The organism is Cellulosimicrobium sp. NPDC055967 (assembly GCF_042269845.1).
In the GTDB taxonomy this organism is placed as follows: Bacteria; Actinomycetota; Actinomycetes; order Actinomycetales; family Cellulomonadaceae; genus Cellulosimicrobium.
In genome coordinates this window covers 79,851-104,021 of sequence record NZ_JBHJYJ010000015.1, presented here as the reverse complement: position 1 = coordinate 104,021, position 24,171 = coordinate 79,851, and the positions used below count along the sequence as shown (strand labels likewise).

Sequence of the window (24,171 nt, the reverse complement as noted above, 5' to 3'; positions counted from 1 at the left end):
TTCAACATCCGCGCCAACGTCTGCGCCAGATACGTCTTGCCCGTCCCCGTCGGACCGATCAACAAGATGTTCGACTTCGCCAGCTCCACGTAGTCCGGGTCGTCTGTCGCGGGGGCGTCGCCGGCCTCCTCGGCGGCAGCGGCGGCGCGGACGCGCTTGTAGTGGTTGTGCACCGCGACGGCCAGGGCTCGCTTGGCACCGTCCTGCCCGACGACGTAGCGGCTGAGGTGCGCGAAGATCTCGTGCGGCGTGGGGAGGGGACCGTCGCCGGTCACGACGTCCTGCGACGCGTTCTCGGCCTCGCGGTCCTCCTCGACCATCTCGAGGCACAGGGCCACGCACTCGTCGCAGATGAACACGCCCGCGGGCCCTGCGATGAGCCGCTTCACCTGGCGCTGGGACTTGCCGCAGAACGAGCACGTGAGCGCGTCCGCCGCGCGCGGACCGCGCTGCCCGCGCGTGTCGTCGGTGCCGTCGGTGCGTGCCACCGGGTGCCTCCAGTCCAGTCGGTTGCGGCCGATCGTAGCCGCCGCCCACGACACGCCGGGTCGCTCTCCCGGGTCCGGGCGTGCCGGGTTCAGCCGCGCGGGGCGCCCGCGGGAGGACGAAGACCGTCCTCGGGCGCGGCCAGGAGCTGGAGCCGGCTGGCCGTCCGGAAGGCGTCGGGCCGGTCCGGCATCGTCGTGCGGAAGGTGGCCAGGGCGCGGTGCGACGTGACGACGAGCTCGACGTCGGCGTCCACGAGCACGTCCACGACCGCGATGAACCGCTGCTGGGCCTCGCGGTCCACGTCGGTGAGCAGCGGGACGTCGGTCACGACCCAGCGGCGGAAGCGCGCGGCCCAGTCGAGGTACTCGAGCGTGGACGTGGGCCGGCCCGCCAGGTCGTCGAAGGTCACCCAGAGCTCGCCGTCCGCCCGTGCGGCGGTGACCTCGAACGACCGCGTCCCGGTACGGACGAGCGCCCGCGACCCCTGGGCGGGGGCGACGAGCCCGTGGTCGGCGAGCTGCGCCGTCGTGCCGGGACGGAGCCACGCGCCGCCGGCGAACCCGCCCCGGCCGCGACCCCCGAGCGTCCGGTAGTCGGTCGGGCCGGCGAGCTCGACCACGTCGAGGTGCGCCCGCAGGAGCGCGATGCCCGGCTCGGCGACGTGGTGCCACAGCGGGTTCGGCAGCAGCGTGCCGGGCTCGTAGTTGGAGGTCGCGAGCACGACGACGCCCGCCTCGAACGCCCGGCGCAGGAGCCGGGTGAGCAGGGTCGCGTCGCCGGTGTCGTGCAGGTGGAGCTCGTCGAGGTAGAGCAGCGTGGTCCCGCGCAGGAGGTCGTCGATCGCGGCGTCGACGGTGCCGGGGCGTGGCTCCGCCGACTCCTCCGGCGGCCCGGGCGGCGGAGGCTCCGCGGTCGGCGCGGCCGCGCGGGTGCGCCACCCGCGCGTCGGGCCGCCCTGCCCGACGGCGGGGCGCGGCCCGGCGAGGGCGCTCACCCGCTGGGCGTGGATCGCCGCGTGCAGCGCGCGGAACAGGTCGTACACGTGGACCCGCTTGGCCGCGCCGGCGGGGAGCCCGGCCGCGACGGCCGCGAAGAACGCCCCTGCGAGCCACGACTTCCCGCGCCCCGCGGGCCCCCACACGTACAGCCCGCGGACGGGGCGCCGTCGGGCCCCGGCGAGCTCGTCGCCGAGCCGGGCGAGCCGGTCGAGGAGCGCGGACTGGTCCGGGTCGAGCGCGAACCCCTCGCGTGCGGCCGCCGCCTCGACCGCACGCCGGGTGCGGTCGAGGCGGGAGCGGGTCACCGGGCCAGCCTAGGCACGCGGGCTGCGCAGGGCCTTCACCCAGACGCTGACGACGTCCCAGCCGGTGATGACCAGGGTGCCCGCGATGATCGCGTTCGAGAGCCAGGTGACCGAGTCGCCGCCCGTGACGTCGAGGAACGCCGGGTTGACGAGGCGGTCGGCGCTCGCGAGCCAGACGACGGCGCCGGCGAACAGCGCCCCGACGACGGTGTTGGCGACCGCGAGGCCGACGGTCCACCGGCCGCGCGCGTACACGAGGATCGTGAGCACGATCTCGACCGCGACGAGCGCGACGAGCACGCCGGTCCAGACGGGCCACAGGTCGGGCTGCAGCACGGGGACCGCGGTGCCGTCGGGTCCCCGGTACGTCGCGACGTTCTGGAGGAGGAGCACGGCGGCGACCAGGACGAGCAGGCCGACCGACACGACCGTGTCGGCGAGGGTGACCTCGCGGGGCGCGCGCTCGCTCGGGAGGCGGTCGACCGTCCACGGGCCGGTGAGCTCGTCCTGGCTCCGCGGGGTGCCGTAGCGCTCGAGCAGGACGAAGACGAGCGTCGTCCAGAACGCGATCTGCAGGGCGACCGACGCGGTCGTCCAGATGCCGCTCCAGATGGCCGACCCGACGGCGTCGCCGTCGACGAGGTCCGTCGCGAGCACGATCGCACCGGGGATGAGGCTGACCCAGAGCAGCACCTTGAGGAGGCGCAGCCAGTCGAGGTAGAGCGTCGGGCCGATGAGGTAGAGCGGGCGGCCCGCGAGGTCGGCCGCGAGGCGGTCGGGGTCGCCGAGGTCGTTGAGGACGTCGGTCTCGGCCCGGGCCGGGTCGGTGCCGGCCTCGACCTTGGCCTCGACGGCGTCGGCGACGGACGCGCGCAGCTCCTGCTCGAGGTCGGCGTGCTGGTCCGCGGGGACGCGGCGCAGCGTGGCGGCGACGTAGCGGTCGGTGAGCGTCATGACGTGCCTTCCTGGGAGTCGATGGTCTGCAGGCTGCGCGCGATCGCGAGCCACTCGTCGAGCAGGTCGCGGGCGAAGCGCTCGCCCGCGGGGGAGGTGCGGTAGAACTTGCGCGGCCGCGCCTCGTCGGTGTTCCACTCGCTCGCGAGGAGGCCCTGCTTCTCGAGCCGGCGCAGGAGCGGGTAGAGCGTGTTGGCGTCGACGGGGACGCCCGCCGCGGCGAGCGCCTCGAGGAGCCCGTAGCCGTAGCCGGGCGTGCGCAGCAGCAGCAGGCTCGCGACGACGACGGAGCCTCGGCGCACCTCCTGGCTGTGCCCGGCGAAGATCTCGGGATCGGTCATACCTCACACCATAGTGTGCGGCACACAGTATGCACAACTGGCACATCATCGTGTCGACGCCGGAGCGCTAGACTGGAACGGTTCCAGAGAAGAGTGCGTACCTGCCGCGGGAGGCCGAGTGACCGACCTGATCGACACCACCGAGATGTACCTGAAGTCGATCTACGAGCTGCAGGAGGAGGGGATCCCCCCGCTGCGCGCGCGGATCGCCGAGCGCCTCGGGCACTCGGGGCCGACCGTCTCCCAGACCGTCGCGCGCATGGAGCGCGACGGCCTCGTCGTCGTCGGCGGCGACCGCCAGCTCGAGCTCACGACGCTCGGGCAGCAGACGGCGGTGCGCGTCATGCGCAAGCACCGCCTCGCCGAGCGGCTGCTCACCGACGTCATCAAGCTCGACTGGGAGCAGGTGCACACCGAGGCCTGCCGCTGGGAGCACGTCATGAGCGACCTCGTCGAGCAGCGCCTCGTCGCGCTCCTCGACCACCCCGCGCACGACCCCTACGGCAACCCGATCCCGGGCCTGCGCGAGCTGGGCGAGGACCTGCCGGAGGTCGAGTACCTCGACGGCGTCGTCTCCCTGTCGGCGCACCTCGCCGCGAGCGGCACGACCGACGGGGCCGAGGTGCGCGTCGTGCTCCAGCGCATCGCCGAGCCGGTCCAGGTCGACGTCGACCTCCTCGCGCGCTTCGCCGAGGCGGGCGTCTTCCCGCGCCAGACCCTCGTCGTCGCGGTGAACGACGGCGCCGTCACGGTCTCGGGCGACGGCGCGGAGACGGTCCTCGACCTGCCCGACGACGTAGCGCGCCACCTCTTCGTCACGGCGGACTGACCCGTCGCCCGGCAGGGCGCCGAACACGACATGAGGGTCGTTATCCAGTGGATAACGACCCTCATGTCGTTCTCGCGGGCGGGCGGTGTTGTGCCCGCCCGGGCGGGGCTTGTCCTCGCGGGGGGTTGGTCAGGCGGGGACGATCAGGCCGGCGGTCTGGGTCTTGGCGCGCTGGAGGCGGGCCTCGGCGTCGGACCAGTTGACGAGGTTCCACCAGGCGGTGACGTAGTCGGCGCGCACGTTCTGGTAGTCGAGGTAGTAGGCGTGCTCCCAGACGTCGAGCAGCACGATCGGCGTGAGGCCGAGGGTGAGGTTGCCCTGCTGGTCGTAGAGCTGGACGGTGACGAGCTTGGAGCCGATGGAGTCCCAGGCGAGGATGGCCCAGCCCGAGCCCTGGACGCCGGCGGCGACGGCGGCGAACTGCCTCTTGAAGGCATCGAAGGAGCCGAAGTGCTCGTCGATCGCGGCGCCGATCTCGCCGGTGGGCTCGCCGCCGCCCTCGGGGGAGAGGTTGGTCCAGAAGGCGGAGTGGTTGACGTGGCCGCCGAGGTTGAACGCGAGGTTCTTCTCGTGGAGGTTGATCGCGGCGAAGTCGCCGGTCTCGCGGGCCTCGGCGAGCTTCTCCAGGGCGGTGTTCGCGCCGGTGACGTAGGCCTGGTGGTGCTTGGAGTGGTGCAGCTCCATGATCCGCCCGGAGATGTGCGGCTCGAGCGCACCGTAGTCGTAGGACAGCTCGGGGAGAGAGTAGACAGGCATGGTTCCTCAGGTTCCTTCCGTCGGTATGCAGCCACGCTAGGACCTCGACCACGGTTGAGGTCAAGGTGGGCGCACTGTGATCTTGCAGGTCGGACGGACCGTCCCGCTCGGCGAGCGGTCCGCCGCGGGCCGCGGGACGATTTCCGGATGGGGACCGTCACGGACTACCTGGCCGGCCTCGACGAGCCGGACCGGACGACCCTCGGGCGCGTCGTCCGGGTCGCGCGCGACGTCGCGCCCGACGCCACCGAGGGCACGAGCTACGGCATGCCCGCCCTGCTGCACCGCGGCAAGGCGCTGCTCAGCGCCATGGCGTCGGCGAAGCACCTCGCGGTCTACCCGTTCAGCCCGGCCGCGGTGACCGCCGTCGAGCCGCGGCTCGACGGCTTCTCGCACGCGAAGGGGACCGTCCGGTTCTCCAGCGACCATCCGCTTCCCGACGACGTCGTCCGCGACCTCGTCGCGGCCCGCGTCGCGGAGATCGACGCGCAGCTCGACCGCTGACCGTCGGGCCGTCGCCTGCCCGCGCCCGCGGGGCGCGACCGAATCCCCTGGGCCCCGCGGGCGCCGTCGGGCACCATGGGCGGATGCCCGACGACGCCCGCCCCGGCCTCCGCGTGACGACCACCCTGGTCGTCCCCGAGGCGGAGCTGTCGTGGCGCTTCTCCCGCTCGTCCGGGCCGGGCGGGCAGGGCGTCAACACGACGGACTCGCGCGTCGAGCTGTCGTGGGACGTCGCGCGGTCGGCGGTGCTCACGGAGTCCCAGCGCGCCCGGGTGCTGGACCGGCTGGGACGGCGGGTCGTGGACGGCGTCGTCACCGTCGCGGCCTCGGAGCACCGGGAGCAGCGGCGCAACCGCGAGGCCGCGCGGACGCGGCTCGCCGCCCTGCTGGCCGACGCCGTCGCCCCGCCCGGCCCGCCGCGGCGCGCGACGCGGCCCACGCGCGGTTCGGTGGAGCGCCGGATCGGCGCCAAGAAGCGGCGGACCGAGGTCAAGCGCCTGCGCCGCCCGCCGCAGGACTGACCGGGGCCGTCGCGGCTCGCCGAGCACGACCTCACGCGCGGTCGAGCACGACGTCGCTGTCGTTCTCGGCGCGAGAACGCCGGCAACCCCGTGCTCGGCGGGAGGTCCGCTGATAATGCGGTGCCGCGTGGCCCCGGGGCGTGGCAGGGTCGCGACCATGACCTCTCGCATCTCCCACACCACGTTCGACGCGCGCGACTCCTACGCGCAGTCCGTCTTCTGGGCCCAGGTCCTCGGGTACACCGACGTGCCCGGCGACCCCAACCTCCCCGGCCACGAGGAGTGCATGATCATCCCGCCCGCCGACGCGACGACGCCCGCCGAGAGCCGCGGCCACGTCCTGTTCGTCGAGGTGCCCGACGACAAGGAGCTGAAGAACCGCGTCCACCTCGACCTGCGGCCCACGGACCGCACGCGCGAGGAGGAGGTCGAGCGCGTGCTCGCGCTCGGGGCGACGCAGGTCGCGGACCGGCGTACGCCCGACGGCGGGGGCTGGGTCGTGCTCGCCGACCCGGAGGGCAACGAGTTCTGCATCCTGCGCAGCGACGCGGAGCTGGCGGCGGCGGCCGCGCGCTAGCGGTCCGTGATCCGGATCCAGCCGCGCTGGGCGGCCCGCGCGCCCGCCTCGAACCGGCTCGTCGCGCCGAGCCGGCCCATGAGCCCGGCCGCGTGACGCCGGACCGTCCGCGGCGACACCCCGAGCCGCGCGGCGACGGCGGTGTCGGTCTTGCCCTCGGCGAGGAGCCGCAGCAGCGTGTCCTCGCTCGGGGCCAGCGCGTCGTCGGCCGCCCGCGCCCGGCCCCACTCGGACTCGGCGAGCGCTCGCAGCGCGAGGACGGCGTCCCGGTCGGTCACGGCGCGCGTGCGGTCGGGCCGGGCGACGAGCACGACCGTGTCGTCGAGGGCGACGAGCGACAGGGGCAGCGCCGGCGCCACGCGGTGCTCGACGGCGGGGCCGCCGTCGGGCGCGTCGTCCGGGGCGCTGGGTCCCGGGCGGTGGTCGGCGGCCGGTGGTGCACCGGCGAGCGGTCCGTCGCCGCCGGGACCGTCGTCGAGCCCGTCGTCGGGCGGTGCGTCGTCCGTCGGCCCGACGCGGGGCGGCGCTGCCCGCTCGACCGTCACGACCCGCACGTGCGCCCCGCGGCGGGCGCGGTCGCGCACGCGTGCCCACAGCGGGTCCGGGTCGTCACCGCTGCCGTCGTCGAGGACGAGGACGTCGCGCGCGCGGCGCAGCGCGACGGCCCTCGCGGAGCGCCTGGCGCCGAGCACCGGGTCCCGCTCCGACGACGTCACACGGGGTGACTGTAGTCGACCTCCTCGGGAGTGCCGAGAGCCGTCCCGGCGGTCGGACCCTTGTGACGAACGCGGAGGTCAGCGGGCATTTGTCCTCTTCCGGACACGTCGGATTTGTTTACACCGCGACGTTCCGCTGCCAGGCTTCCCCCGGACCGCCGGGTCGGGCTTCGTGCTGCCCGGCGTCCTACGTGCCGGGACGGTCCCGGCGCCGGTGACGGAGGGGGCCACATGGGCGCGCAGCCGGACGACCTGACCCTCGTGGACCTCGTCCACGAGCATGCACGCGAGCGACCGGACCACGCGGCGGTCGTCGTCGTGCCGGAGGCGGGCGAGCGGCGCACCCTGACCTACGCCGAGCTCGACGCGCAGGCCGCCGCGCTCGCGGCCGACCTCGCGGACCGGTACGAGCAGGGCGACCGCGCCCTCGTGCTCTACTCGGCGACCGCGTCGTTCGTCGTCGGGATCGTGGCCTGCTTCTACGCGGGCCTGATCCCCGTCCCGTCCCCGCTCCCGGGCGGGCAGGCCTACCAGCGCGAGCGCGTGCGCGGCATGCTCGTCGACTGCGACGCCGCCGTCGTGCTCGTCGACCCGACCGCCGCGAGCGAGACCACCGAGTGGGCCGAGCCGCTGCGGCGCGCCGACGGCGGCCCCGTCGTCGTGACCGTGGTCGACGGCGCCACGGACGGACCGGCCCGGCGCGGGCGCCCCGGCCCGCAGGACGTCGCGTTCCTGCAGTACACCTCCGGGTCCACGAGCAGCCCCAAGGGCGTCGTCGTCACGCACGCGAACGTCCTGCACCACCACGAGGCGTTCACGACGACCCTCGGCCTCGTCCCGGAGGACGTCTTCTGCAGCTGGCTGCCGGGGTACCACGACTTCGGGCTCGTCGGGATGCTGCTCGTCCCCCTGGGCCTGGGCGCGACGGCGGTCATCGTCCCCTCCACGTCGTTCCTCAAGCGTCCCGTCCGCTGGCTCTCCGCGATCACCGAGACCGGGGCGACCGTCACGGCGTCACCGAACTTCGGCTACGACCAGTGCGCGCGGCGCGTGCGCGACGACCAGCTCGCCGAGCTCGACCTCACCCGCCTGCGCTGGGCGCTCGGCGGGGCCGAGCCGGTGGACCCCGCCGTCCTGGACGCCTTCACGCGCCGGTTCGAGCCCGTGGGCTTCCGCGGCTCGGCGCACGGCCCGGGGTACGGCCTCGCGGAGGCGACGCTGACGGCGACGTACCCGGACCGCCGGCTCCCGCTCGTCATCACCGCCGACGAGGCGGCGCTCGCCGACGGCCGGCTGGTCGTGCTCGAGGAGGCGTCGTTCCTCTCCGCCCTCCCGGACGCCGCGGCGCAGGGCCGGGGCAGCGTCCCGGGCGCGCGGCTCGTGTGCTGCGGCCTGCCGAGCGGCGTGGAGCTGCGCCTCGTGGACGACCAGGGCGTCGAGGTGCCGGACGGCGCGGTCGGGGAGGTCTGGCTGCGCGGCGGCACGGTCGCGGCCGGGTACTGGGGCGACGCGGCGGCGGGCGCGACGGCCGAGACGTTCGGCGCCGTCGCGGCCGACGGCACCGGCCCGTGGCTGCGGACCGGGGACCTCGGCGCGCTGCACGGCGGCCAGCTGGTCGTCACGGGCCGGATCAAGGAGCTCCTCATCGTCGCGGGGCGCAACCTGTACCCCTACGACCTCGAGCGCGAGCTGCGCCGTCTGCACCCCGGGGCCGAGGGCCGCCCGGGCGCGGTGTTCGAGGCGGAGGGCCTGCCGGGCACGCTGTGCGCGGTCCAGGAGTTCCGGCCCACGCCGGGGGCTCGTCTCGACGGCGCGAGCGCCGAGGACGAGCTCGACGCCGTCGTGCGCCAGATGGCCTCCCACCTGGCCTCGGTCTCGGGCGCCGCGGTGCACGACGTCGTCCTCGTGCGTCCCGGCCAGGTGCCGCGGACCACGAGCGGCAAGATCCAGCGCGGTCGGGCGCGCGACCTGCACGGCGCGGGCGACCTCGCCGCGCTCCACTCCCTGCGCGCGTCCCGCGACCGCGCGCGCACCGAGCTCGCAGGGACCCGCTCATGACCGCACCGCTGCCCGACTCTCTCGACGACCTCGTGCTCCGGCACGTCGCCAGCGCCCTGGGGGTCGCGCCCGCGGACGTCGACCCGGCGGGCGACCTCGCCGGGCTCGGCCTCGGCTCGGTCCAGGTTCTCGCCCTGCTGGGTGACCTGGAGGACGCGCTGGGCGTCGACCTGGACCCGGAGGCGGTCGTCGACAACCCGACGCCGCGGGCGCTCGCCGAGCACCTGCGCAGCGTCGTGGACGTCCCCGGGACCGCGGCATGACGACCCTCGTCGACGTCGGCGCGCACGTTCCCGCGACGCGCGTGCCCATCCGCGACCTCGCGGACGAGCTGGGCCTCGACCACCTCGAGCTGGGCGTGTTCGAGCGGTTCTTCGGGCTGCGCGAGGTGTGCACGGCGCCGGACGAGAGCCTCACCGACCTGCTCGTCGCCGCGGCGCGCGCCGTGCCCGGCCTCGCGGGCAACGAGGACCGCGTGCGGTACGTGCTGGGCGCGCGGACCATCGCGACGGTCGCTCCGGTCGGGGTGAACCCCCTGCACGACGCCGCGGACCGCCTCGGGCTGGACCACGCGGTCGTGTGGACCCTCACCCAGCACGCGTGCGCGTCCGCGCTGCTCGCGGTCGACGTCGCGGGCCGCCTGCTCGCGGCCGACGGAGACCCCGACGCGCTCGCGCTCGTCCTCACCGGGGAGAAGGCGTTCAGCCCCGGGTCCCGCCTCATCGAGGGCACGACGATCATGGGCGAGGGCACGGCGGCAGTCCTCGTCGCGGCGGACGCGACCGGCGGGGTCTCGGCGCGGGAGGGCAGCCCCGTGCTGTCCTACGCGACGCGCACCCTGGGCGAGTACCACCAGGTCCCGCTCCCGGAGGACCTGGCCGCGCCGTTCGGCGTCGCGTACACCGAGGTGCTCGCGGAGGTCGTGGTCGAGGCCGTCGAGCGTGCGGGCCTGACGCTGGACGACCTCGCGCTCGTCCTGCCGCACAACGTGAACCGCGTGTCGTGGCGGCGCCTGTGCTCGCGCCTCGGGCTGCCGATCGCGCGCGTCCGGCTCGACGACGTGCCCGTGACGGGCCACTGCTTCGGCGCCGACTCGTTCATCGGCTACGCCGCCGCGCGCGCCGAGGGCCGGCTGCGCCCCGGCGACCCGTTCCTCATGGTGGCGGTCGGGCTGGGTGCCACGTTCTCCGCCATGGTCCTGCGCTACGCGCCCCACGAGACGGAGGAGCCCGCATGACGGTCGAGCAGGTGGCGGAGGCCGCCACCCCGGACGCTGCCCCGCCGGCCCTGACGGCGACCGGTCGTGAGCCGTTCCTCGCGCGCACCAAGCGCGCGCTCGCGGGCGCCCCCGACGCGCCGCTGGTGCTGCTCGGGAACTTCGAGGTCGAGGACGCGTGGGCGGTCGGGGAGGTCGGCCTGCCCTCGGTCGGGGGCGCGTCGGCGACGGCCGCGCTCGTCAACCGCATGGACGAGCTCGCGCTGCTGCTCGCCGGCCCCGGTGACCACGTCGTGCTCAAGGCCGAGCCCGACCCGGACCACCTCGCCCACCTGGACGCGCTCGGCGTCGGGCTCCCGACCGTGCACGTCGCCGAGTCGAGCGACCCCCTGCGCACCGTCACGCTCGACGCGCTCGACTCGCCCGCGCTGCTCGCGCGCCTGCGCGACCTCGCGGGGGACGGCGTCCGTCTCCTCGCGCACGGGACGTCGGCGGCGGAGGAGGACCTCGCGGCCGCGACCGGTCTGCGCTCGGTGCTCGTCGACGCCGCGACGACCAAGGCCGTCAACAGCAAGGTCTACAGCCGTGGGCTGTGCGACGAGCTCGGGATCGAGCAGGCGCGCGGCTGGGCGTGCCGCACCGTCGAGGACTTCGAGCGCGCGTGCGCCGAGGCGGCCCGGCTCGTCGCGGACGGCGCGACCGTGGGCGTCAAGGACGCGTACGGCGTCTCCGGCAAGGGGATCCTCGTCGTCGACGACCCCCGCCGCCTCGACCAGCTCGTGCGCATGGTCACGCGCCGGGCCGCGCGCTCGGGCGACGACCGCCTCGCCGTCGTCGTGGAGGTCTGGGCCGACAAGGCGACCGACCTCAACTACCACTTCACCGTCGCGCAGGACGGCTCGGTCGCGTTCGACTTCGTCAAGGAGGCGATCACGGAGGGCGGGGTCCACAAGGGCCACCGCATCCCGTCGCGCCTGCCTGCGGCGCAGGTCGACGCGCTGGCCGAGCTCTCGGGCCGGCTCGGCGCGCGCCTCGCGTCCGACGGCTTCCACGGCCTCGTCGGGGTCGACGCGCTCGTGCGCACGGACGGCTCGCTGCTGCCGGTCCTGGAGATCAACGCGCGCAGCAACATGTCCACGTACACCGTCCCCCTGCAGGAGCGGTTCCAGCCGGAGGGCTGGGTCGCGCTCGCGCGGCAGTACCCGCTCGTGCTCGACGCGCCGCTGCCGTTCGCGGCGCTCCACGACGTCCTCGGCGACCTGCTCCCCGGCGCGCCCGGGCAGGCGGGCCTCGTCGTCCAGGGGACCGGCACCGTCAACGCCGGCGCGTCGTCCCCGACCCCGGGCGGCACGTTCGCCGGCCGGCTCCACGGCCTCCTCGTCGCGCCCGACGAGGACGCGCTGACCCGCCTCGACCGCGCCGTGACGGAGCGGCTGGCCGGGCGCACCACCGCAGGACCCACCGCGGACCCGACCGAAGGAGACCCCCGATGACCGCGACGCCGAGCCGGCCGACGCCCGGGAACGCGGACCTCACCGCGGTCGCGGAGGAGTTCGGCACGCCCGTGTACGTGTACGACGGCGACGTGCTCGCCGCGAACTACCGCGCGCTGCGCGAGCGGCTGCACCCCGCGCTGGGGATCTTCTACTCGCTCAAGGCGAACCCCAACGTCAGCATCTGCGGGCTGCTGCACTCGCTCGGGGCGAACGCCGAGGTGTCGTCGCTCACCGAGCTGCGGACGGCGCTCGCGGCGGGGGTCGCCCCGCAGGACATCCTGTTCCTCGGGCCGGGCAAGAGCCGGGACGAGCTCGTCGCGTGCCTCAACTCGGGCGTGCGGGCGATCATCGTCGAGTCGCTGCCGGAGCTCGCGCTGGTGGACGAGCTCGCGCGCGCGACGGGGCGCGCCGCGCGCGTGGTGCTGCGCGTCAACCCGTCGTTCTCCGTCAAGGGCTCCGGGCTCACGATGGGCGGCAAGCCGCGCCAGTTCGGCATCGACGAGCAGCAGCTCCTCGACGCGCCGGACCTGTGCGCCGGGCTCACGACGGCCCGCGTCGTCGGGGTCCAGGTGTACATGGGCACGCGCATCCTCGACGAGGGCACGATCGTCGAGAACACGACGCGCATCTTCGAGCTCGCCGAGCGGCTCGCGGACCGGCTCGGGTTCCCGCTCGAGCTGGTCGACGTCGGCGGCGGGCTCGGCGTGGCGTACTTCGAGCGCGAGCGCGACCTCGACGTCGACGTCCTCACCGCGGCGCTCAACCCGGTGATCGAGGCGTTCGTGCAGCGCCACCCCGCGACCGACCTCGTCATGGAGCTCGGCCGGTACCTCGTGGCGCTGTGCGGCACGTACGTGGCGCGCGTGCGCTACGTCAAGGAGTCGATGGGCGAGCGGTTCGCCGTCGCCGACGGTGGGACGAACCACCACATGGCGGCGGTCGGCATCGGCTCGTTCGTCAAGCGCAACTTCCCGATGCGCAAGATCGGCCCTGTGTCGGGAGCCGAGGACGTGCCGTGGAACGTCACCGGCCCGCTGTGCACGCCCAACGACACGATCGGCAAGGCCGTCCCGCTCCCCGCGGACCTCGCGGCGGGCGACCTCGTCGCCGTCGACCGCTCGGGCGCGTACGGCGCGACCGCGTCGCCCGTGCACTTCCTCAGCCACGGGTATCCCGCGGAGGTGCTGACGCTGGGCGACGACGCGTTCCTCGTCCGGCAGGCGGACACGCCCGACGACCTCCTGGCCCGCCAGGTCTTCCACGACCTCGGCGCGCGCGTCGCCCCGGCCGAGGCCGTCGCCGCCCCCTGACCCGCCGGCCGTCCGGCCGTCACCCGCCACCCGCTCCCGCGGGCGCCTGACCCACCACCCGGAGGAACATCGTGAGCACCAGCACGAACACCGAGTCCCAGGAGGCCCTCGGCCGCGAGCGCGTCGTCGGCGCGGTCGTCGAGGCGCTGTCGAGCGTCCTCGGGCGCCCGCTGCCCGACGTCACGGACGCGACCCGCCTGTTCGACGACCTCGACCTCGACTCGACGAGCGTCCTCGGCCTGCTCATGGCCCTCGAGGACTCGCTCGACATGGAGGTCGACCCGGAGTCGCTCGAGCAGCACCACCTCGAGAGCGTGGGCTCGCTGACGGACTTCGTCGTCGAGCACTCGACGCGGAACTGACGTGACGCTCGGGGGCGGGAGCGGGTCAGCGTCCTGGGCGGAGCCCGGCGGCGCCGTCCTGCGCGTGCGGGGCGCCGTGGACGTCCCGGTCGACGACCTCGTCCCCGTCGGGGACGGCACGCGGCGGTCGGTCGCCGAGGACCTGCGGTACGTGTACGGCGAGGACCAGCCGACGGACTGGCTCGAGGCCGGGCCGGGCCGCGACTACCCGACGATGATCCGCGCGGCGCGCGCCGCGCTGGGCGACCGGGGCCTGCTCGACGACGTGCGCCTCGTCGTCCTCGTCGTCACCACCCCGGACCTGCAGCACGAACGCCTGCTCGGCGGGTTCGTCGCCGACCTGTTCGACGACCGGCCGTACACGTTCTGCGTGACCGAGCAGGGCCTCGCGGGCCCGTTCACGGCGCTGCGGCTCGCGCACGAGGAGCTCGCGCACGGCGGTCCGCAGGGGGTCGGGCTCGGGGGAGATGCCCTCGTCCTCGTCCTGGAGCAGTGCACGCTGCCCCCGACCGCGACGCGCGTCCCCGCGCGCGACCGCGTCGTCGCGCTCGTCGTCGGGCACGGCGGCGCGGGCCGGCCGGTCCAGGCGCTGTCGGTCGCGCGTGCGGCGCGCGGCCCCCGTCCGGCTGCCGCGGTGCACGACGTCGCCCAGGCGCCGGGGCGTGAGCCGTCGCCCGACGCCCGGCGCGTCGTCCTCGGCATCGACGTCGACCCGGGCGAGGTGCCGGACGTCGACGGCGGCGTCGTGCTGCACGCCGACCCGGGCGCGGCGGCGACGGGCGTCTGGGAGGTCCTCGCCGCGTGCGACGACGTCCCGGACGCGCCGGTCGTCCTGCACGAGCGGTGCCTCGAGCTGGGCTACCGCTGCTCGCTCGTCCTCGGCCCGCGCTCCGTCGCCGCGGCCTCCCCGGAGGCCGACGACCTGTCACGAGAGGCGGTGCTCGCATGAGCACGGACGTCGTCGCCCCTGCCCCCGTCGCGGCGGTCGAGGCGCTGCCAGAGGAGGGCGGCGCAGCGATGCGCGTGGCCGTCCCGGCCGACCTGCGGGCCGTCGCGCGCGAGCTCGGCGCGGTCGCGGCGCTCACCGCGCTCGGGGACCTGCTGCCCGTCGCGGCGCTGCCGGGCGAGTGCGTCCTGCTGCCCGACGACGTCCCGCCCCCGGGCGGGTGGGCGCGGGTCGGCGAGGTGGCGTCGGACGTCGGCACGCTGCTCGTGTGGCGGGCGCCCCACGCCACCGTGGCACCCGGATCGGCCGCGCCCGCCGCCGAGGCGACCAGGCCCGCCGCACCCGCCGCCGACGAGGGCGCCGCGTCCGCCGCGGCCGACGCCGCCTGGCGGGTCGGGGTCGCGTGGGTCCGGACCGGGCTGTGCGAGCGCCTGACGGACCGGGCCGTGGAGCGGCTGCGGGGCCGCACGGTCGGCGGCACGGCGACGGTGAACCTGCCGCCCGTCCGCCTCGTCCTCGCGGACGCCGCGCTCGCGCACCTCGAGGCGCAGGCGCTCCTGGGCGGGGTCGCGGCGCGGGACGCCGCCGCCGGGTCGCCCGACCGCGGGCCCGCGGTCTCCGGGACGTCGCTCGCGCGCGTCACCGCGGTCCTCGACCGCTCGTCGCGTGCCGTCCACAACCTGTTCGGCGCGTCGGGGTACGTCGACGGCGACGCCGCGCGGCTCGCGCGCACGATCGACCTGCTCGGCCACGCGAGCGGGACGCTGCCGGGCCGCGTCGCCGAGACACCCCACGGCCGGGAGGGGCAGGACGCATGAGCACCGTGGACCTCGTCGCGCTGCGCGACCACCTGCGGCCCGTCGGCGCCGCGCTCCGCGAGCACGCCCTCGCGATCGACGCCGACCCCGCCGCGCTCCAGGTGCTCCTGGACTCCGGCGCCCTGCCGTACCGGCAGCTCGGCGGGTTCCCGCCCGGCTATCTCGACGACCCGCTGCGCGTGCGGGGCGTGCCGGTGCACGTGCGCACGTGCGTGGAGCGCGTCGTCGTCGCCGAGACGCTCGCCCGGGGCGACGCGTCCGTCGTCGTCGGGGCACCGGGGCCGTCCATGTCCGGGGTCGTCGTGGACGACCTCGCCGACGAGGAGCAGCGCGACCGCTTCTACCGTCGCGTGGCGCAGCCGGGCACGTGGACGTTCTTCGGCCTCACGGAGCCCGACCGTGGCTCGGACGCGGCGGCGCTGGAGACCGCGGTCGCCCAGGCTGAGGGCGCTCCCGTGCTGCGCGGCCACAAGAAGTACGTGGGCAACGTCGCGCGCGCGAGCCTCGGCGTCGTGTTCGCCCGGCACCGCCCGGGCCCGCTGGGCGTCGGCGTCTACCTGGTCGACACCGACCGGCCCGGCTTCGACGCCGCGCCGCTCGTGACCACCGGGATGCGCGCCGTGCAGCTCGGCGAGGTGCGGCTGCACGACGTGGCTCTGCTGGAGCAGGACACGCTCGGGCGGCACCTGTCGCCGTCGCGCCGCGGGCTCCTCGGGGCCGTGCGCACCTTCAACCGGCTGCGCCCGGTCGTCGCGTCGCTCGCCGTGGGTGTCACGCAGGCCGCGCTCGACTACGTGCGCGCCGAGCGGTCGTCGTTCACCGCCGACGAGCGCTGGCGCCTGGAGACGTTCGACGACCGGCTCCACGCCGCGCGCGCGCTCGTGCTCCAGGCCGCACGCGCCGCCGACGCGGACCCCGCGGACGGGACGCTGCCGGCGGCGGCCAAGGCCACCGCGCTCGACCTCGCCGAGGAGGTCACGCACGCGGTGCCGCCGCTCCTCGGCCCGGGCGCGCGGTGGGAGCACCCGTACCTCGACAAGCTGGTCCGCGACGTGCCCGGCCTGGAGATGATGGAGGGCACGCGGACCGTGCAGCGGCTCACCCTCGCGCAGGGCTGGCTGCAGGGCAGGGCACGGCATGCCGAGCTCGTCTAGGGAGGCGGGCGCGACCCCGGTCGCGACCGCCTCGCCGCGACCGGAGGCGCCGCCGCCCGTGCCGCCGCCTCCTGTCGTGGGCCCGACGGTCGGGGCCCTGCGGCGTCGCGTCGTGCGCCTCGCCGCCCCGATCTGCGCGGCGCTCGTCGTCGGGGCGCTCGCACAGCTCGTCATCGCGGCGCTGCTCGGGCACATGGGCGACGACGCGCTCTACGTCCGGTCGCTCTTCATCCCCGTGACGTTCCTCGTCCTCGCCGTCCAGGAGGGCCTCGACGTCTCGACCCAGGTCGGCTTCGCGCGCCTGCACGGGTCCCGGGGCCGGGCCGGGGGCCCCGGCACGGGGAACGACGCCGAGGACGGCGGCGGGGCCGGCGCGGGCGAGGACGGTGGCGCGGCCGTCGTCCCGAGGTCGGCCACCACGGCGCTCCTGGGGCGGTTCGTGGCGGCGGGCGCGGCGGTGCTCGGCGGGGTCGCCCTGCTCGTGGTCCTGGCCGCGCCGGTGCTCGCCGCCGTGCTGTCCGTGCCTGCGCCGCTCGTCGCCGAGTTCGTCGCGTTCGCGCGCTGGACCGTGGTCGCGAGCGTGCTGTCGGTCCCGACGGCGGTCGCGGCCGCCGCGCTGCGCGGGTGGGCGCGCACCGGGGCGTCGGCGACCGTGGCGCTGCTCGTCGCGGGGCTCCAGGTGCTCGTCGTGTGGCTCGTCGGACTCGTGGGCGGGTTCGGCGTGCTCGCGGTCCCGGTCGCGATCACGGGCTCCACGCTCGTCGGCGCGGGCGTCGCCTGGGCGCTCCTCGTGCGCGCCCGGCTCCTCCCGCGGCCGGGTCACGTCCCCGGGCTGCGTCGCGCGCTCGCCCTGCGCCACCACCCGGCACCGCAGCGGCTGGCGGCGTGGTGGCGACGGGTGCTCCGGGCGCTGCCCGCCGGCTCGTGGACGACGCCGGCCCCGCCTCCGCCCCCGCCTCCGCCCCTGCCGCCATCGTCCGCGACGACGACGGCTCCGACCCCGGCCACGGCACGGCCCGGACGGCCGGGTGCTGCGACGTCCGTCCCCCCGGCCGCCCCGGACGTCGCGGAACCGTCGACGTCGGACGCGCCCGCCGAGGGCGTGGGCGTCGAACGGGTCGACGTGCGCGGGCTGCTCCTCGGCGTCGGCCTGCCGGTCGGCCTGTCCTACCTGCTCCTCACGGTGACGAACCTCGTCATGGTGTGGGTCCTCGGGCCGTCGGGCACCGACGTCGTCGCGGGGTTCGGCGGCGCCGCGACGGTCCAGACGCTCGTGATCGTGCCCGCGATCGGGCTCGCCGCGGCGGTGAGCATCGTCATGAACCAGCAGTGGGGTGCGGGCGAGCTGGGGCTGCTGCCGCGCACTCTGCGCGCGGGCACGGTCGTCGTCGCGGGCGTGTACGTCGTGGTGGGGGCGCTCGTCCTGCTGACCGCGCCGCTCGTCGCGGGTCAGCTCGCGGCCGACCCGGACGTCGCCGCGCAGGCGGCGCTCTACCTGCGGGTGGTCGGCCCGTCGTACGCGGGCGTGGGGCTCGTGCTGTACCTCCTGACCCTGCTGGAGCAGCTCGGGTACGGGCGCGTCGCCGTGACGCTCAACGTGCTCTACCACGCCGTCTCGCTCGGCGTCGGCGGGATCTTCGCGCGCGCGGGCGGGGGACCGGCCGCGCTGTACGCGACGATCGCGGTGACGAACGTCGTCGGCCTCGTCGTCATGCTCCCCGTCGCGGTGCGCCTCGTCCGGCGGCGGGCCGTCGAAGCTCCGGCCGAGGCGGCCGAGGCGGCCGAGGCGCCCGAGGCGGCCGAGGCGGCCGAGACGGCTCAGACGGCCGGGACGGCCGGTTCGGCCGAGACCGCCGGGACGGCCGAGACCGCCGGGACGGCCGTGGAGGTCGCGCCGTGACCGCGCGAGGGACGACGCCGCCTGCCCAGGACGCCCCGGCCCGTACCGCACTGGTCCGCGACGTCCCGGTCCGCGACGCGTCGGTCCGCGACGCGTCGGTCCGTGCCGTGCCGGGAATGGGCGCGCTCCCGCGGACGGCGACCGGTCCGAGCTCGGTCGCCCCCGAGCCCGTGCTCAGCGTCGTCGTCATGCACCACCCGGCGCGGGGCGACGTCTCCGACCTGGTCGCGGCGTGCGCGCCGCTCGACGTGCGGGTCGTCGAGGACCCCGAGCCCGACGGTCCGCCCAGCCCGCTGCGCACCGCGAAGCGCGCGTGGGCCGCCGTGGCCCCGGGCGCGACGCACCACCTCGTGCTGCAGGACGACGTCACCCCGGTCCCCGGGTTCGCCGAGCTCGTGCTGCGGGCCGTGCGCGCGCGGGACCGGCACGCCGTCGCGCTCTACTCGAACTGGAACAGCCCGCGCAACGCCTACCTCGTGCGCGCCGCGGCCGTCGCCGGGCAGGCGTGGGCGCCGCTCGGGCACGACGAGTGGGTGCCCACGCTCGGCCTCGTCCTCCCCGCGGAGGGCGCGCTGCGCCTCGCCGCGCACCTCGCGACCCTGCCCGACGACGAGCGGGACGACGACGAGGCCGTCGTGACGTTCTGCGCGCGCGAGGGCTACCCCGTCGTCGCGACCCTGCCGCACCTGCTGGAGCACGGTGACGGCCCGAGCCTCGCGGGCAACGACGCGCACGGGGCCCGGCACGCGACGGTCCCGGCGGGCGACGCCGTCGACCCGGACGCCTGGGACCGGCCCGGCCTCGACCGCGAGCCGGCCCGTTCGCCGACCACCGGGCGGCCCGTCGCGGTCACGCTCGAACGGTCGCGCTGCACGCTGCGCGTGCTCCGTCCGGGCGCGGGCGAACCGCTCGAGCACCCGTTCGGCTGGGGCTGGGACGCGTGGTCGTGGTGGCTCGGCGTCGACCCGGCGGCCGTCGCGCACGACGTGTCGGTGCTCGTCGCGGGCGCCTCCCCGGAGCTCGGCCAGGTCTCGCGGGACGCGCTGCTCGAGCTCGGCGCCGCGTGCTGGTTGCTGGGCCACGACGTCGCGCACAGCGACTGGCCCCCGCCCGCCGGCCCCGACGCGCCGGCGCACCGGGCCGCCGCCGTCCGGACGTGGGTGCTCTCCGGCCTCCTCCCCGCCGACCGCCCGGACAACCTGGTCGAAGAGCTCGTAGCGTTCGGCCTCGACGCGCTGCTCGCCGGCAAGACGTCGACCGGTACCCCGTCGAACCCGGGGTTACGGGCGGGTTCGGAGCCGGGGTCGCCCACAACCCCGGGTTCGCCACCCGTCGTCGGGGCGGGGGCGCGCGACGGCGCGGCGGTCGACCGGGCCGTGCTTGCCGCCGCTCGGCTTCTCGGGGAGCGCGACGCCGAGGTCGTGTGCCGGGCGGCGGGACCCGCGGTGCCCGTGCGCGTCGTCGTGCACGACTGCGCGGCGTGCGGCGCGCGCGCCGAGGACGCGGTGCGGCGCCTCACCGCGCAGGTCGACCTCGACGGCGCCGCCGAGCACCGTGTCGCCGGGAGCGCCGAGCACCGTGTCGCCGGGACCGGCGAGGACCGTGTCGCCGGGACCGGCGAGGACCGCGTCGGCGGGGCCGACGACGCCGCGGGCGGGGGCGGGACGCCCTCCGGCCCGTCCGACCGTCCCGTGCCACCCCTGACACCCGAGGCGTCTGACGCGCCTGACGCACGCGAGGCGCCCGACGGCGCGGACGGCCCGCGCGGCCGGGCCGTCGTCGAGATCCTCGCGTGCGAGCACGTCGAGCCGCGCGGGCTGCTCGGCGTCGATCCCGGCGGCCGCTACGTCTCGCGCGGGCTGTGGGCGGCGCGCAGGGCGGTCCCCGCACCGCCGGGCGCGACGGCGGGCGAGCCGCACCGCACGACGGCGCACCCGTCCGCCGCCGCGCACGTCACCGCGGCGGAGGCGCTGGTGACGCTCACCGATGCCGATGCGGCGCACCTCACGGCGGCGGAGGTCCTGGTGGCGCTCGCCGGCGCCGACGCGGCGCACGTGCTGCCGGTCGTGGCGCGCGCGGACGGTGACGCGCCGGGGCGGCCGAGCCCGGCCGCGCTGGGGCTGCTGCACGTGCCAGGGCTCGCGCAGCGGTACGCCGACCTCCACGCGGAGGCGCGGCTCGCGCGCGCGGTGGAGCTGCTGTGAACGCGATCCCGACCGGTGCGTCGGCGCGCGCGTCGGCCGGCGCGTGGGCGTGGCGTGGGGCGGCCCTGCTGCTCGACCTCGACGGGACGCTCGTCGACTCCTCGGCCGCGATCGAGCGGCACACGCTCGCGTGGGCGGCCCGGCTCGGGCTCGACGGCGACGCGGTGGTCACGGCGTCGCACGGCCGTCGCGACGTCGAGGTGGTCCGCCTCGTGGCGCCGGACGCCGACGTCGCGCGCGAGGTCGAGTGGCTGCACCGCATCTCGTGCGACGACACCGAGGGCGTCGTCGCGGTGCCCGGCGCGGCGGAGCTGCTCGACGGCCTGGACCCGCGGGCCTGGACGGTCGTGACGTCGGCGGCGCGCGAGGTCGCGCTCGCGCGGCTGACGGCCGCCGGGCTGCCGGTGCCGGCGCGGTTCGTGTGCGCGGAGGACGTGACGCGCGGCAAGCCCGACCCGGAGGGGTTCCTCGCGGGGGCGCGGCTGCTCGGCGTCGACCCGCGGCGGTGCCTCGTCCTGGAGGACTCCGCGGCCGGGGTCGCCGCGGGCCGGGGCGCGACGGCGACCGTGCTCGCCGTCGGCCCGGACGACGTCCCCGGCGCGCACCACGGCGTCCCGGACCTGCGCCCGGTCGTCGCCCGCGCGGTCGACCGCCGGGTGGAGGTCGTCGTGACGACGCGCGGCGCGGGCACGTTCGGGGGCGCGGCCGAGGGGCCGCTCGACGAGCTGCTGGAAGACGACGACGGCCTGCCGGAGTTCGTCGCGTGAGCGCGGTCGATCCGGAGCCCGAGGTCGAGCTGTGGTTCGTCACCACGACCCCGCCCCCCGCCGAGCACGACATCAGTGTCGTTCTGGGCTCGATTCCGACAGCCAGGTCGTGCTCGACGGCGGGCGACGTCGTGCTCGGCGCCGAGGTGCTGGACGCGGCGGAGCGTGCCCGTGCCCGGCGCCTCGCCTCGCCCGCCGACGCCGCGCGGTACGTGCGCGCCCACGTCGCCGCGCGCGAGATCCTCGCCGCGCGTACGGGGCTGCCGCCCGCCGACGTGCGCTGGGAGATGGGGCCGCACGGGAAGCCGGGCCCCGTCGTCGGGCAGCGGTGGAACCTCAGCCGCAGCGGCGACCACGCGCTCGTGGCGCTCGCCGAGACGGACGTGGGCGTCGACGTGCAGGTGCGCGACCCGCGCGTCGACGTCCACCGCCTCGCCGCGCGGTTCCTCGCCCCCGAGGACGCACGGTCGGACGCGGACGCCGACCCGTGGCGGCGCCTCGCACGGCTGGAGGCGTGCGCCAAGGCGGTCGGCGGACGGCTGCTCGACGTGCTCGGGCTCGACGTCCGGGCGTCCGGGCTGGTGCGGGCCGACGGCGGCCCCTGGCGCGGGCAGGAGTGGTGGGTGAGCGACGTGGCGGCACCCGCGGGCGCCGTCGCGGCGTGCGCGACGCCGGGGCCGCGGCCGCACGCGCTGCGCACCCGGGTCTGGGGCGCGGAGCACCCGTCGCCCCCGGTGCGTACGGGCGCAGGAGGTGCGTGGTGAGGGTCGTGCACCGTGTCGAGGTGAGCGGTCGCGCGGGCGAGGGGCCCGCGACGTGGGGCCAGACCGCGATCCGACGGGCGCTCGCCGCCTTGGAGCCGCTGGACCACCAGTTCAACCTCGTGTGGGGCGGGCCGCTCGACGAGCCCGTGCCGACCGAGGCCGCGACCGCCGTCGTGCGCGCGCTCGTCGAGCGGCACGACTCGCTGCGGACGCGCGTCCACCCGCACGGCGGCGGCTTCCGCCAGGAGCTGTGCGGGGCGGGGACGGTCGAGGTCGTCGAGGAGCGTGTGACCGACGTGGCGGACGTCGCCGCGCACGGCGCGCGCCTGCGCGACGAGCTCTGGGGTCGTGCGTTCGACTACCCGGCCGAGCTGCCCGTGCGGGCCGGGCTCGTGACGGTGGACGGCGCGGTGCACCACACCGTGCTCGTCGTCGCGCACACCGCGCTCGACGGCTGGGGGCTGCCCGTGCTCGACGGCGACCTCACGGCCCTCGCCGCGGGTGCCACGCTGCCGGACGTCGGAGCGTGGACGCCGCTCGACGAGGCGGCCTGGCAGGCCTCGGACGAGGGGCGGCGGCACGACGCCGCGGCGCGCGCACGCACCCTGCGCACCATGCGCGCGGCCCCGGCGCAGGTCTTCGCGCCGCGTCCCGCCGGGGCGCTCGACGGCGGTCCGCGGTACCGGCAGACGGTCCTGCGGTCGCGTCGCCTGGGGCCTGCGGCCGAGCGGGTGGCGGCGCGCTGGCGCACGAGCGCGTCCGGCGTCCTGCTCGCGGCGTCGTGCCGGGCGCTCGCCGCCGCCGCGGGCCGGGACGACCTCGCGCTGCAGGTCATGGTGAGCAATCGTTTCCGCCGGGAGCTCGCCGAGGCCGTCGTCACGACGGCGATGGAGGGCCTGGTGCACGTCGACGGTCTCGACGCGCCGTTCGACGAGGTGGGCACGCGGGTCTGGCGCGCGGCGATGACGGCGTACCGGTCGGCGTACTACGACAAGGACCGGCTCCAGGAGGAGGCCGCCGCCGACCCGTCGACCGCCCACGACGGCACCTGCTGGTACAACGACCGCCGCGGCACCGGGCCCGACCGGACGCTGCGCGCCCGCCCCACGCGGTCGCGGCGGCTCGCGCGCGCCGACGCGTCCGACGAGCAGGGCGGCGTCTCGCTCACGCTGCACCTCGTCGACGCCCCGGACGGCGGCATCGACGTGGTCCTCACCGCCGACACGGCGCGCCTGGACGACGCGACCGCCGAGCGGGTCGTCCGGGAGGTCGAGCGTTGCGTCCTCGACGCGTCGCGCGCGGGGAGCCACGGCGGGACGGTCACGCGCCGGTAGGGGCACCCTCCGGCGCGGCGAGCGCGCGGACGACGAGGGCCTGCGCGAGCGTCCCGAACGGTCCGGCCTCGTCGTGGAGCGTGCTGTGCGTGACGCCGGAGCCCGCGGGGCCGAAGACGACCGAGGTGTCCAGGCCGACCCAGCCGCCCAGCGGCGCGCGGAAGAGGTGGGCCGTGAGGTCGACGTTGGGGAAGGCGACCTGCCGCGGGTCCGCGCGCACGGCCATGCCGTTGGCGGCGTCGAGCAGACCCGCGGTGCGCGCGAGCGGGCCCACCTCCTCGTCGGCGACGAGCGGCACGTCGGTGCGCACCCAGACCGTCGCGCGTCCCGGCTCGACGGCGGTGCGGCGGACCTCGACGGAGTCGATGAAGCCGCCGGGCCAGACGGTCGCGGGGTCCCACGGCGCCGTATCGTCCGGGCCGGGCACCGGGTACGGTGCCCCACCGGCGAGGTCGGCGGTGTCGCCCGTCCGCACGAGCCACGCCCGGAGCGAGACGGCGCAGCGCCCCGCGCACCAGAGCGTCGCCTCGACGAGCTCCACGCCCCGCCCCGGGCGCACCACGCTGACCTGCGTCTCCACGTCGCCGATCGGGAACACGCCCCAGATGTCGTAGGCGAGGCGCGACACCGCGAGGTCGTCGCGCCCCCGGGCGACGCGGTCGGTCTCGACGACGTGCGCGAGCAGCCCGAGCGCGGGCGCGACGTGCTGCTCGTCGGTGCGCCACGCCCCGCCGACGTGCGGGGTCGCGCGGAACGTCGTCGGGCCGGTGCGGAAGAAGTACGCCATCGTGCTCCTCGGTGGGGGTGGTCGCTCGGCTCTGCGAGCGGGTGACCCCACGAGTGTGCCCCGGT

At 76.5% G+C, this 24,171-nt stretch carries 25 protein-coding genes; 18 read left to right on the top strand and 7 right to left on the bottom strand.

The features are described 5' to 3' along the window. The 4 genes from ACFC2L_RS17065 to ACFC2L_RS17050 all read right to left on the bottom strand — a co-directional run. Positions 1-488, bottom strand: a 488-nt coding sequence (locus ACFC2L_RS17065) for a ClpX C4-type zinc finger protein (RefSeq protein ID WP_375825523.1), incomplete at its 3' end; no start/stop codon positions are given. Between the two features lie 89 nt (positions 489-577). Beyond that, positions 578-1,792 carry a cell division protein ZapE gene (zapE, locus tag ACFC2L_RS17060; protein WP_375825522.1) on the bottom strand — a complete coding sequence of 405 codons (1,215 nt, stop codon included), beginning with the start codon at positions 1,790-1,792 and terminating at the stop codon, positions 578-580. A 9-nt stretch (positions 1,793-1,801) separates the two neighbouring features. After that, a complete protein-coding gene (locus tag ACFC2L_RS17055; protein ID WP_375825521.1) occupies positions 1,802-2,746 on the bottom strand; it encodes a permease prefix domain 1-containing protein in 945 nt (314 codons plus the stop codon). Continuing rightward, entirely contained in the window at positions 2,743-3,087 is a 345-nt protein-coding gene (locus ACFC2L_RS17050) for a PadR family transcriptional regulator (protein WP_375825519.1), read from the bottom strand. Before ACFC2L_RS17050 ends, ACFC2L_RS17055 begins: the two co-directional genes overlap by 4 nt. A 118-nt stretch (positions 3,088-3,205) precedes the next feature. Here ACFC2L_RS17050 and ACFC2L_RS17045 point away from each other — a divergent pair, with 118 nt between their 5' ends. After that, positions 3,206-3,916, top strand: a complete 711-nt coding sequence (locus tag ACFC2L_RS17045; protein WP_375825518.1) for a metal-dependent transcriptional regulator — start codon at positions 3,206-3,208, stop codon at positions 3,914-3,916. A gap of 129 nt (positions 3,917-4,045) precedes the next feature. Here the strand turns inward: ACFC2L_RS17045 and ACFC2L_RS17040 are convergent, their stop codons facing one another. Further along, positions 4,046-4,672: a superoxide dismutase gene (locus ACFC2L_RS17040; RefSeq protein WP_375825516.1), complete on the bottom strand. Its 627-nt coding sequence runs from the start codon at positions 4,670-4,672 to the stop codon at positions 4,046-4,048. 147 nt (positions 4,673-4,819) lie between these two features. On the opposite strand from ACFC2L_RS17040, the gene ACFC2L_RS17035 reads away from it, so the two are divergent. The 3 genes from ACFC2L_RS17035 to ACFC2L_RS17025 all read left to right on the top strand — a co-directional run bounded on the left by ACFC2L_RS17035 (position 4,820) and on the right by ACFC2L_RS17025 (position 6,274). Then, on the top strand, positions 4,820-5,176 hold the full coding sequence (locus ACFC2L_RS17035) for an iron chaperone (protein WP_375825515.1): 357 nt from the start codon (positions 4,820-4,822) through the stop codon (positions 5,174-5,176). Positions 5,177-5,259: 83 nt separating this feature from the next. Further along, positions 5,260-5,697: an alternative ribosome rescue aminoacyl-tRNA hydrolase ArfB gene (arfB, locus tag ACFC2L_RS17030; protein ID WP_375825514.1), complete on the top strand. Its 438-nt coding sequence runs from the start codon at positions 5,260-5,262 to the stop codon at positions 5,695-5,697. A 157-nt stretch (positions 5,698-5,854) separates the two neighbouring features. Then, on the top strand, positions 5,855-6,274 hold the full coding sequence (locus tag ACFC2L_RS17025) for a VOC family protein (RefSeq protein WP_205201125.1): 420 nt from the start codon (positions 5,855-5,857) through the stop codon (positions 6,272-6,274). Here the strand turns inward: ACFC2L_RS17025 and ACFC2L_RS17020 are convergent. Then, complete coding sequence (locus tag ACFC2L_RS17020) at positions 6,271-6,990, bottom strand: LuxR C-terminal-related transcriptional regulator (protein ID WP_375825513.1); 720 nt, start codon at positions 6,988-6,990, stop codon at positions 6,271-6,273. The genes ACFC2L_RS17025 and ACFC2L_RS17020 overlap by 4 nt on opposite strands. Positions 6,991-7,221: 231 nt before the next feature. Between ACFC2L_RS17020 and ACFC2L_RS17015 the strand changes: the two genes are divergently transcribed. From ACFC2L_RS17015 to ACFC2L_RS16950, 14 genes are all read left to right on the top strand, one after another. Beyond that, a complete protein-coding gene (locus ACFC2L_RS17015; RefSeq protein ID WP_375825512.1) occupies positions 7,222-9,048 on the top strand; it encodes a fatty acyl-AMP ligase in 1,827 nt (608 codons plus the stop codon). Further along, positions 9,045-9,311, top strand: coding sequence for an acyl carrier protein (locus ACFC2L_RS17010; protein WP_375825511.1), 267 nt, complete (start codon positions 9,045-9,047; stop codon positions 9,309-9,311). The genes ACFC2L_RS17015 and ACFC2L_RS17010 overlap by 4 nt, the downstream gene beginning before the upstream one ends. Further along, entirely contained in the window at positions 9,308-10,285 is a 978-nt protein-coding gene (locus ACFC2L_RS17005; protein WP_375825510.1) for a 3-oxoacyl-[acyl-carrier-protein] synthase III C-terminal domain-containing protein, read from the top strand. The genes ACFC2L_RS17010 and ACFC2L_RS17005 overlap by 4 nt, the downstream gene beginning before the upstream one ends. Continuing rightward, positions 10,282-11,757: a hypothetical protein gene (locus ACFC2L_RS17000; protein ID WP_375825509.1), complete on the top strand. Its 1,476-nt coding sequence runs from the start codon at positions 10,282-10,284 to the stop codon at positions 11,755-11,757. The genes ACFC2L_RS17005 and ACFC2L_RS17000 overlap by 4 nt, the downstream gene beginning before the upstream one ends. Further along, positions 11,754-13,070, top strand: a complete 1,317-nt coding sequence (locus tag ACFC2L_RS16995) for a type III PLP-dependent enzyme (protein WP_375825508.1) — start codon at positions 11,754-11,756, stop codon at positions 13,068-13,070. The genes ACFC2L_RS17000 and ACFC2L_RS16995 overlap by 4 nt, the downstream gene beginning before the upstream one ends. Before the next feature lie 71 nt (positions 13,071-13,141). Then, positions 13,142-13,432: an acyl carrier protein gene (locus ACFC2L_RS16990; protein ID WP_047233438.1), complete on the top strand. Its 291-nt coding sequence runs from the start codon at positions 13,142-13,144 to the stop codon at positions 13,430-13,432. A gap of 1 nt (position 13,433) precedes the next feature. After that, a complete protein-coding gene (locus ACFC2L_RS16985; RefSeq protein ID WP_375825506.1) occupies positions 13,434-14,381 on the top strand; it encodes a hypothetical protein in 948 nt (315 codons plus the stop codon). Then, complete coding sequence (locus ACFC2L_RS16980; RefSeq protein WP_375825505.1) at positions 14,378-15,196, top strand: acyl-CoA dehydrogenase family protein; 819 nt, start codon at positions 14,378-14,380, stop codon at positions 15,194-15,196. The genes ACFC2L_RS16985 and ACFC2L_RS16980 overlap by 4 nt, the downstream gene beginning before the upstream one ends. Next, positions 15,193-16,350 carry an acyl-CoA dehydrogenase family protein gene (locus tag ACFC2L_RS16975; protein ID WP_375825504.1) on the top strand — a complete coding sequence of 386 codons (1,158 nt, stop codon included), beginning with the start codon at positions 15,193-15,195 and terminating at the stop codon, positions 16,348-16,350. The genes ACFC2L_RS16980 and ACFC2L_RS16975 overlap by 4 nt, the downstream gene beginning before the upstream one ends. A 58-nt stretch (positions 16,351-16,408) precedes the next feature. Then, complete coding sequence (locus ACFC2L_RS16970) at positions 16,409-18,250, top strand: MATE family efflux transporter (RefSeq protein WP_375825503.1); 1,842 nt, start codon at positions 16,409-16,411, stop codon at positions 18,248-18,250. Further along, on the top strand, positions 18,247-20,454 hold the full coding sequence (locus ACFC2L_RS16965) for a hypothetical protein (RefSeq protein ID WP_375825501.1): 2,208 nt from the start codon (positions 18,247-18,249) through the stop codon (positions 20,452-20,454). The genes ACFC2L_RS16970 and ACFC2L_RS16965 overlap by 4 nt, the downstream gene beginning before the upstream one ends. Continuing rightward, positions 20,451-21,221, top strand: coding sequence for an HAD-IA family hydrolase (locus ACFC2L_RS16960; protein ID WP_375825500.1), 771 nt, complete (start codon positions 20,451-20,453; stop codon positions 21,219-21,221). The genes ACFC2L_RS16965 and ACFC2L_RS16960 overlap by 4 nt, the downstream gene beginning before the upstream one ends. Further along, positions 21,218-21,985, top strand: a complete 768-nt coding sequence (locus ACFC2L_RS16955) for a 4'-phosphopantetheinyl transferase family protein (RefSeq protein ID WP_375825499.1) — start codon at positions 21,218-21,220, stop codon at positions 21,983-21,985. Before ACFC2L_RS16960 ends, ACFC2L_RS16955 begins: the two co-directional genes overlap by 4 nt. Further along, on the top strand, positions 21,982-23,319 hold the full coding sequence (locus ACFC2L_RS16950) for a condensation domain-containing protein (protein ID WP_375825498.1): 1,338 nt from the start codon (positions 21,982-21,984) through the stop codon (positions 23,317-23,319). Before ACFC2L_RS16955 ends, ACFC2L_RS16950 begins: the two co-directional genes overlap by 4 nt. On the opposite strand, the gene ACFC2L_RS16945 is transcribed toward ACFC2L_RS16950, so the two are convergent. Then, positions 23,306-24,106: a thioesterase family protein gene (locus ACFC2L_RS16945; RefSeq protein ID WP_375825497.1), complete on the bottom strand. Its 801-nt coding sequence runs from the start codon at positions 24,104-24,106 to the stop codon at positions 23,306-23,308. The genes ACFC2L_RS16950 and ACFC2L_RS16945 overlap by 14 nt on opposite strands. Positions 24,107-24,171 lie beyond the last annotated feature (65 nt).

Bases quoted from the DNA above. Each gene is read 5' to 3' on its own strand.
- ACFC2L_RS17055 (WP_375825521.1), bottom strand. From the start codon at position 2,746: ATGACGCTCACCGACCGCTACGTCGCCGCCACGCTGCGCCGCGTCCCC.
- ACFC2L_RS17050 (WP_375825519.1), bottom strand. From the start codon at position 3,087: ATGACCGATCCCGAGATCTTCGCCGGGCACAGCCAGGAGGTGCGCCGA.
- ACFC2L_RS17040 (WP_375825516.1), bottom strand. From the start codon at position 4,672: ATGCCTGTCTACTCTCTCCCCGAGCTGTCCTACGACTACGGTGCGCTC.
- ACFC2L_RS17035 (WP_375825515.1), top strand. From the start codon at position 4,820: ATGGGGACCGTCACGGACTACCTGGCCGGCCTCGACGAGCCGGACCGG.
- arfB (WP_375825514.1), top strand. From the start codon at position 5,260: ATGCCCGACGACGCCCGCCCCGGCCTCCGCGTGACGACCACCCTGGTC.
- ACFC2L_RS17025 (WP_205201125.1), top strand. From the start codon at position 5,855: ATGACCTCTCGCATCTCCCACACCACGTTCGACGCGCGCGACTCCTAC.
- ACFC2L_RS17015 (WP_375825512.1), top strand. From the start codon at position 7,222: ATGGGCGCGCAGCCGGACGACCTGACCCTCGTGGACCTCGTCCACGAG.
- ACFC2L_RS17010 (WP_375825511.1), top strand. From the start codon at position 9,045: ATGACCGCACCGCTGCCCGACTCTCTCGACGACCTCGTGCTCCGGCAC.
- ACFC2L_RS17005 (WP_375825510.1), top strand. From the start codon at position 9,308: ATGACGACCCTCGTCGACGTCGGCGCGCACGTTCCCGCGACGCGCGTG.
- ACFC2L_RS17000 (WP_375825509.1), top strand. From the start codon at position 10,282: ATGACGGTCGAGCAGGTGGCGGAGGCCGCCACCCCGGACGCTGCCCCG.
- ACFC2L_RS16995 (WP_375825508.1), top strand. From the start codon at position 11,754: ATGACCGCGACGCCGAGCCGGCCGACGCCCGGGAACGCGGACCTCACC.
- ACFC2L_RS16980 (WP_375825505.1), top strand. From the start codon at position 14,378: ATGAGCACGGACGTCGTCGCCCCTGCCCCCGTCGCGGCGGTCGAGGCG.
- ACFC2L_RS16975 (WP_375825504.1), top strand. From the start codon at position 15,193: ATGAGCACCGTGGACCTCGTCGCGCTGCGCGACCACCTGCGGCCCGTC.
- ACFC2L_RS16945 (WP_375825497.1), bottom strand. From the start codon at position 24,106: ATGGCGTACTTCTTCCGCACCGGCCCGACGACGTTCCGCGCGACCCCG.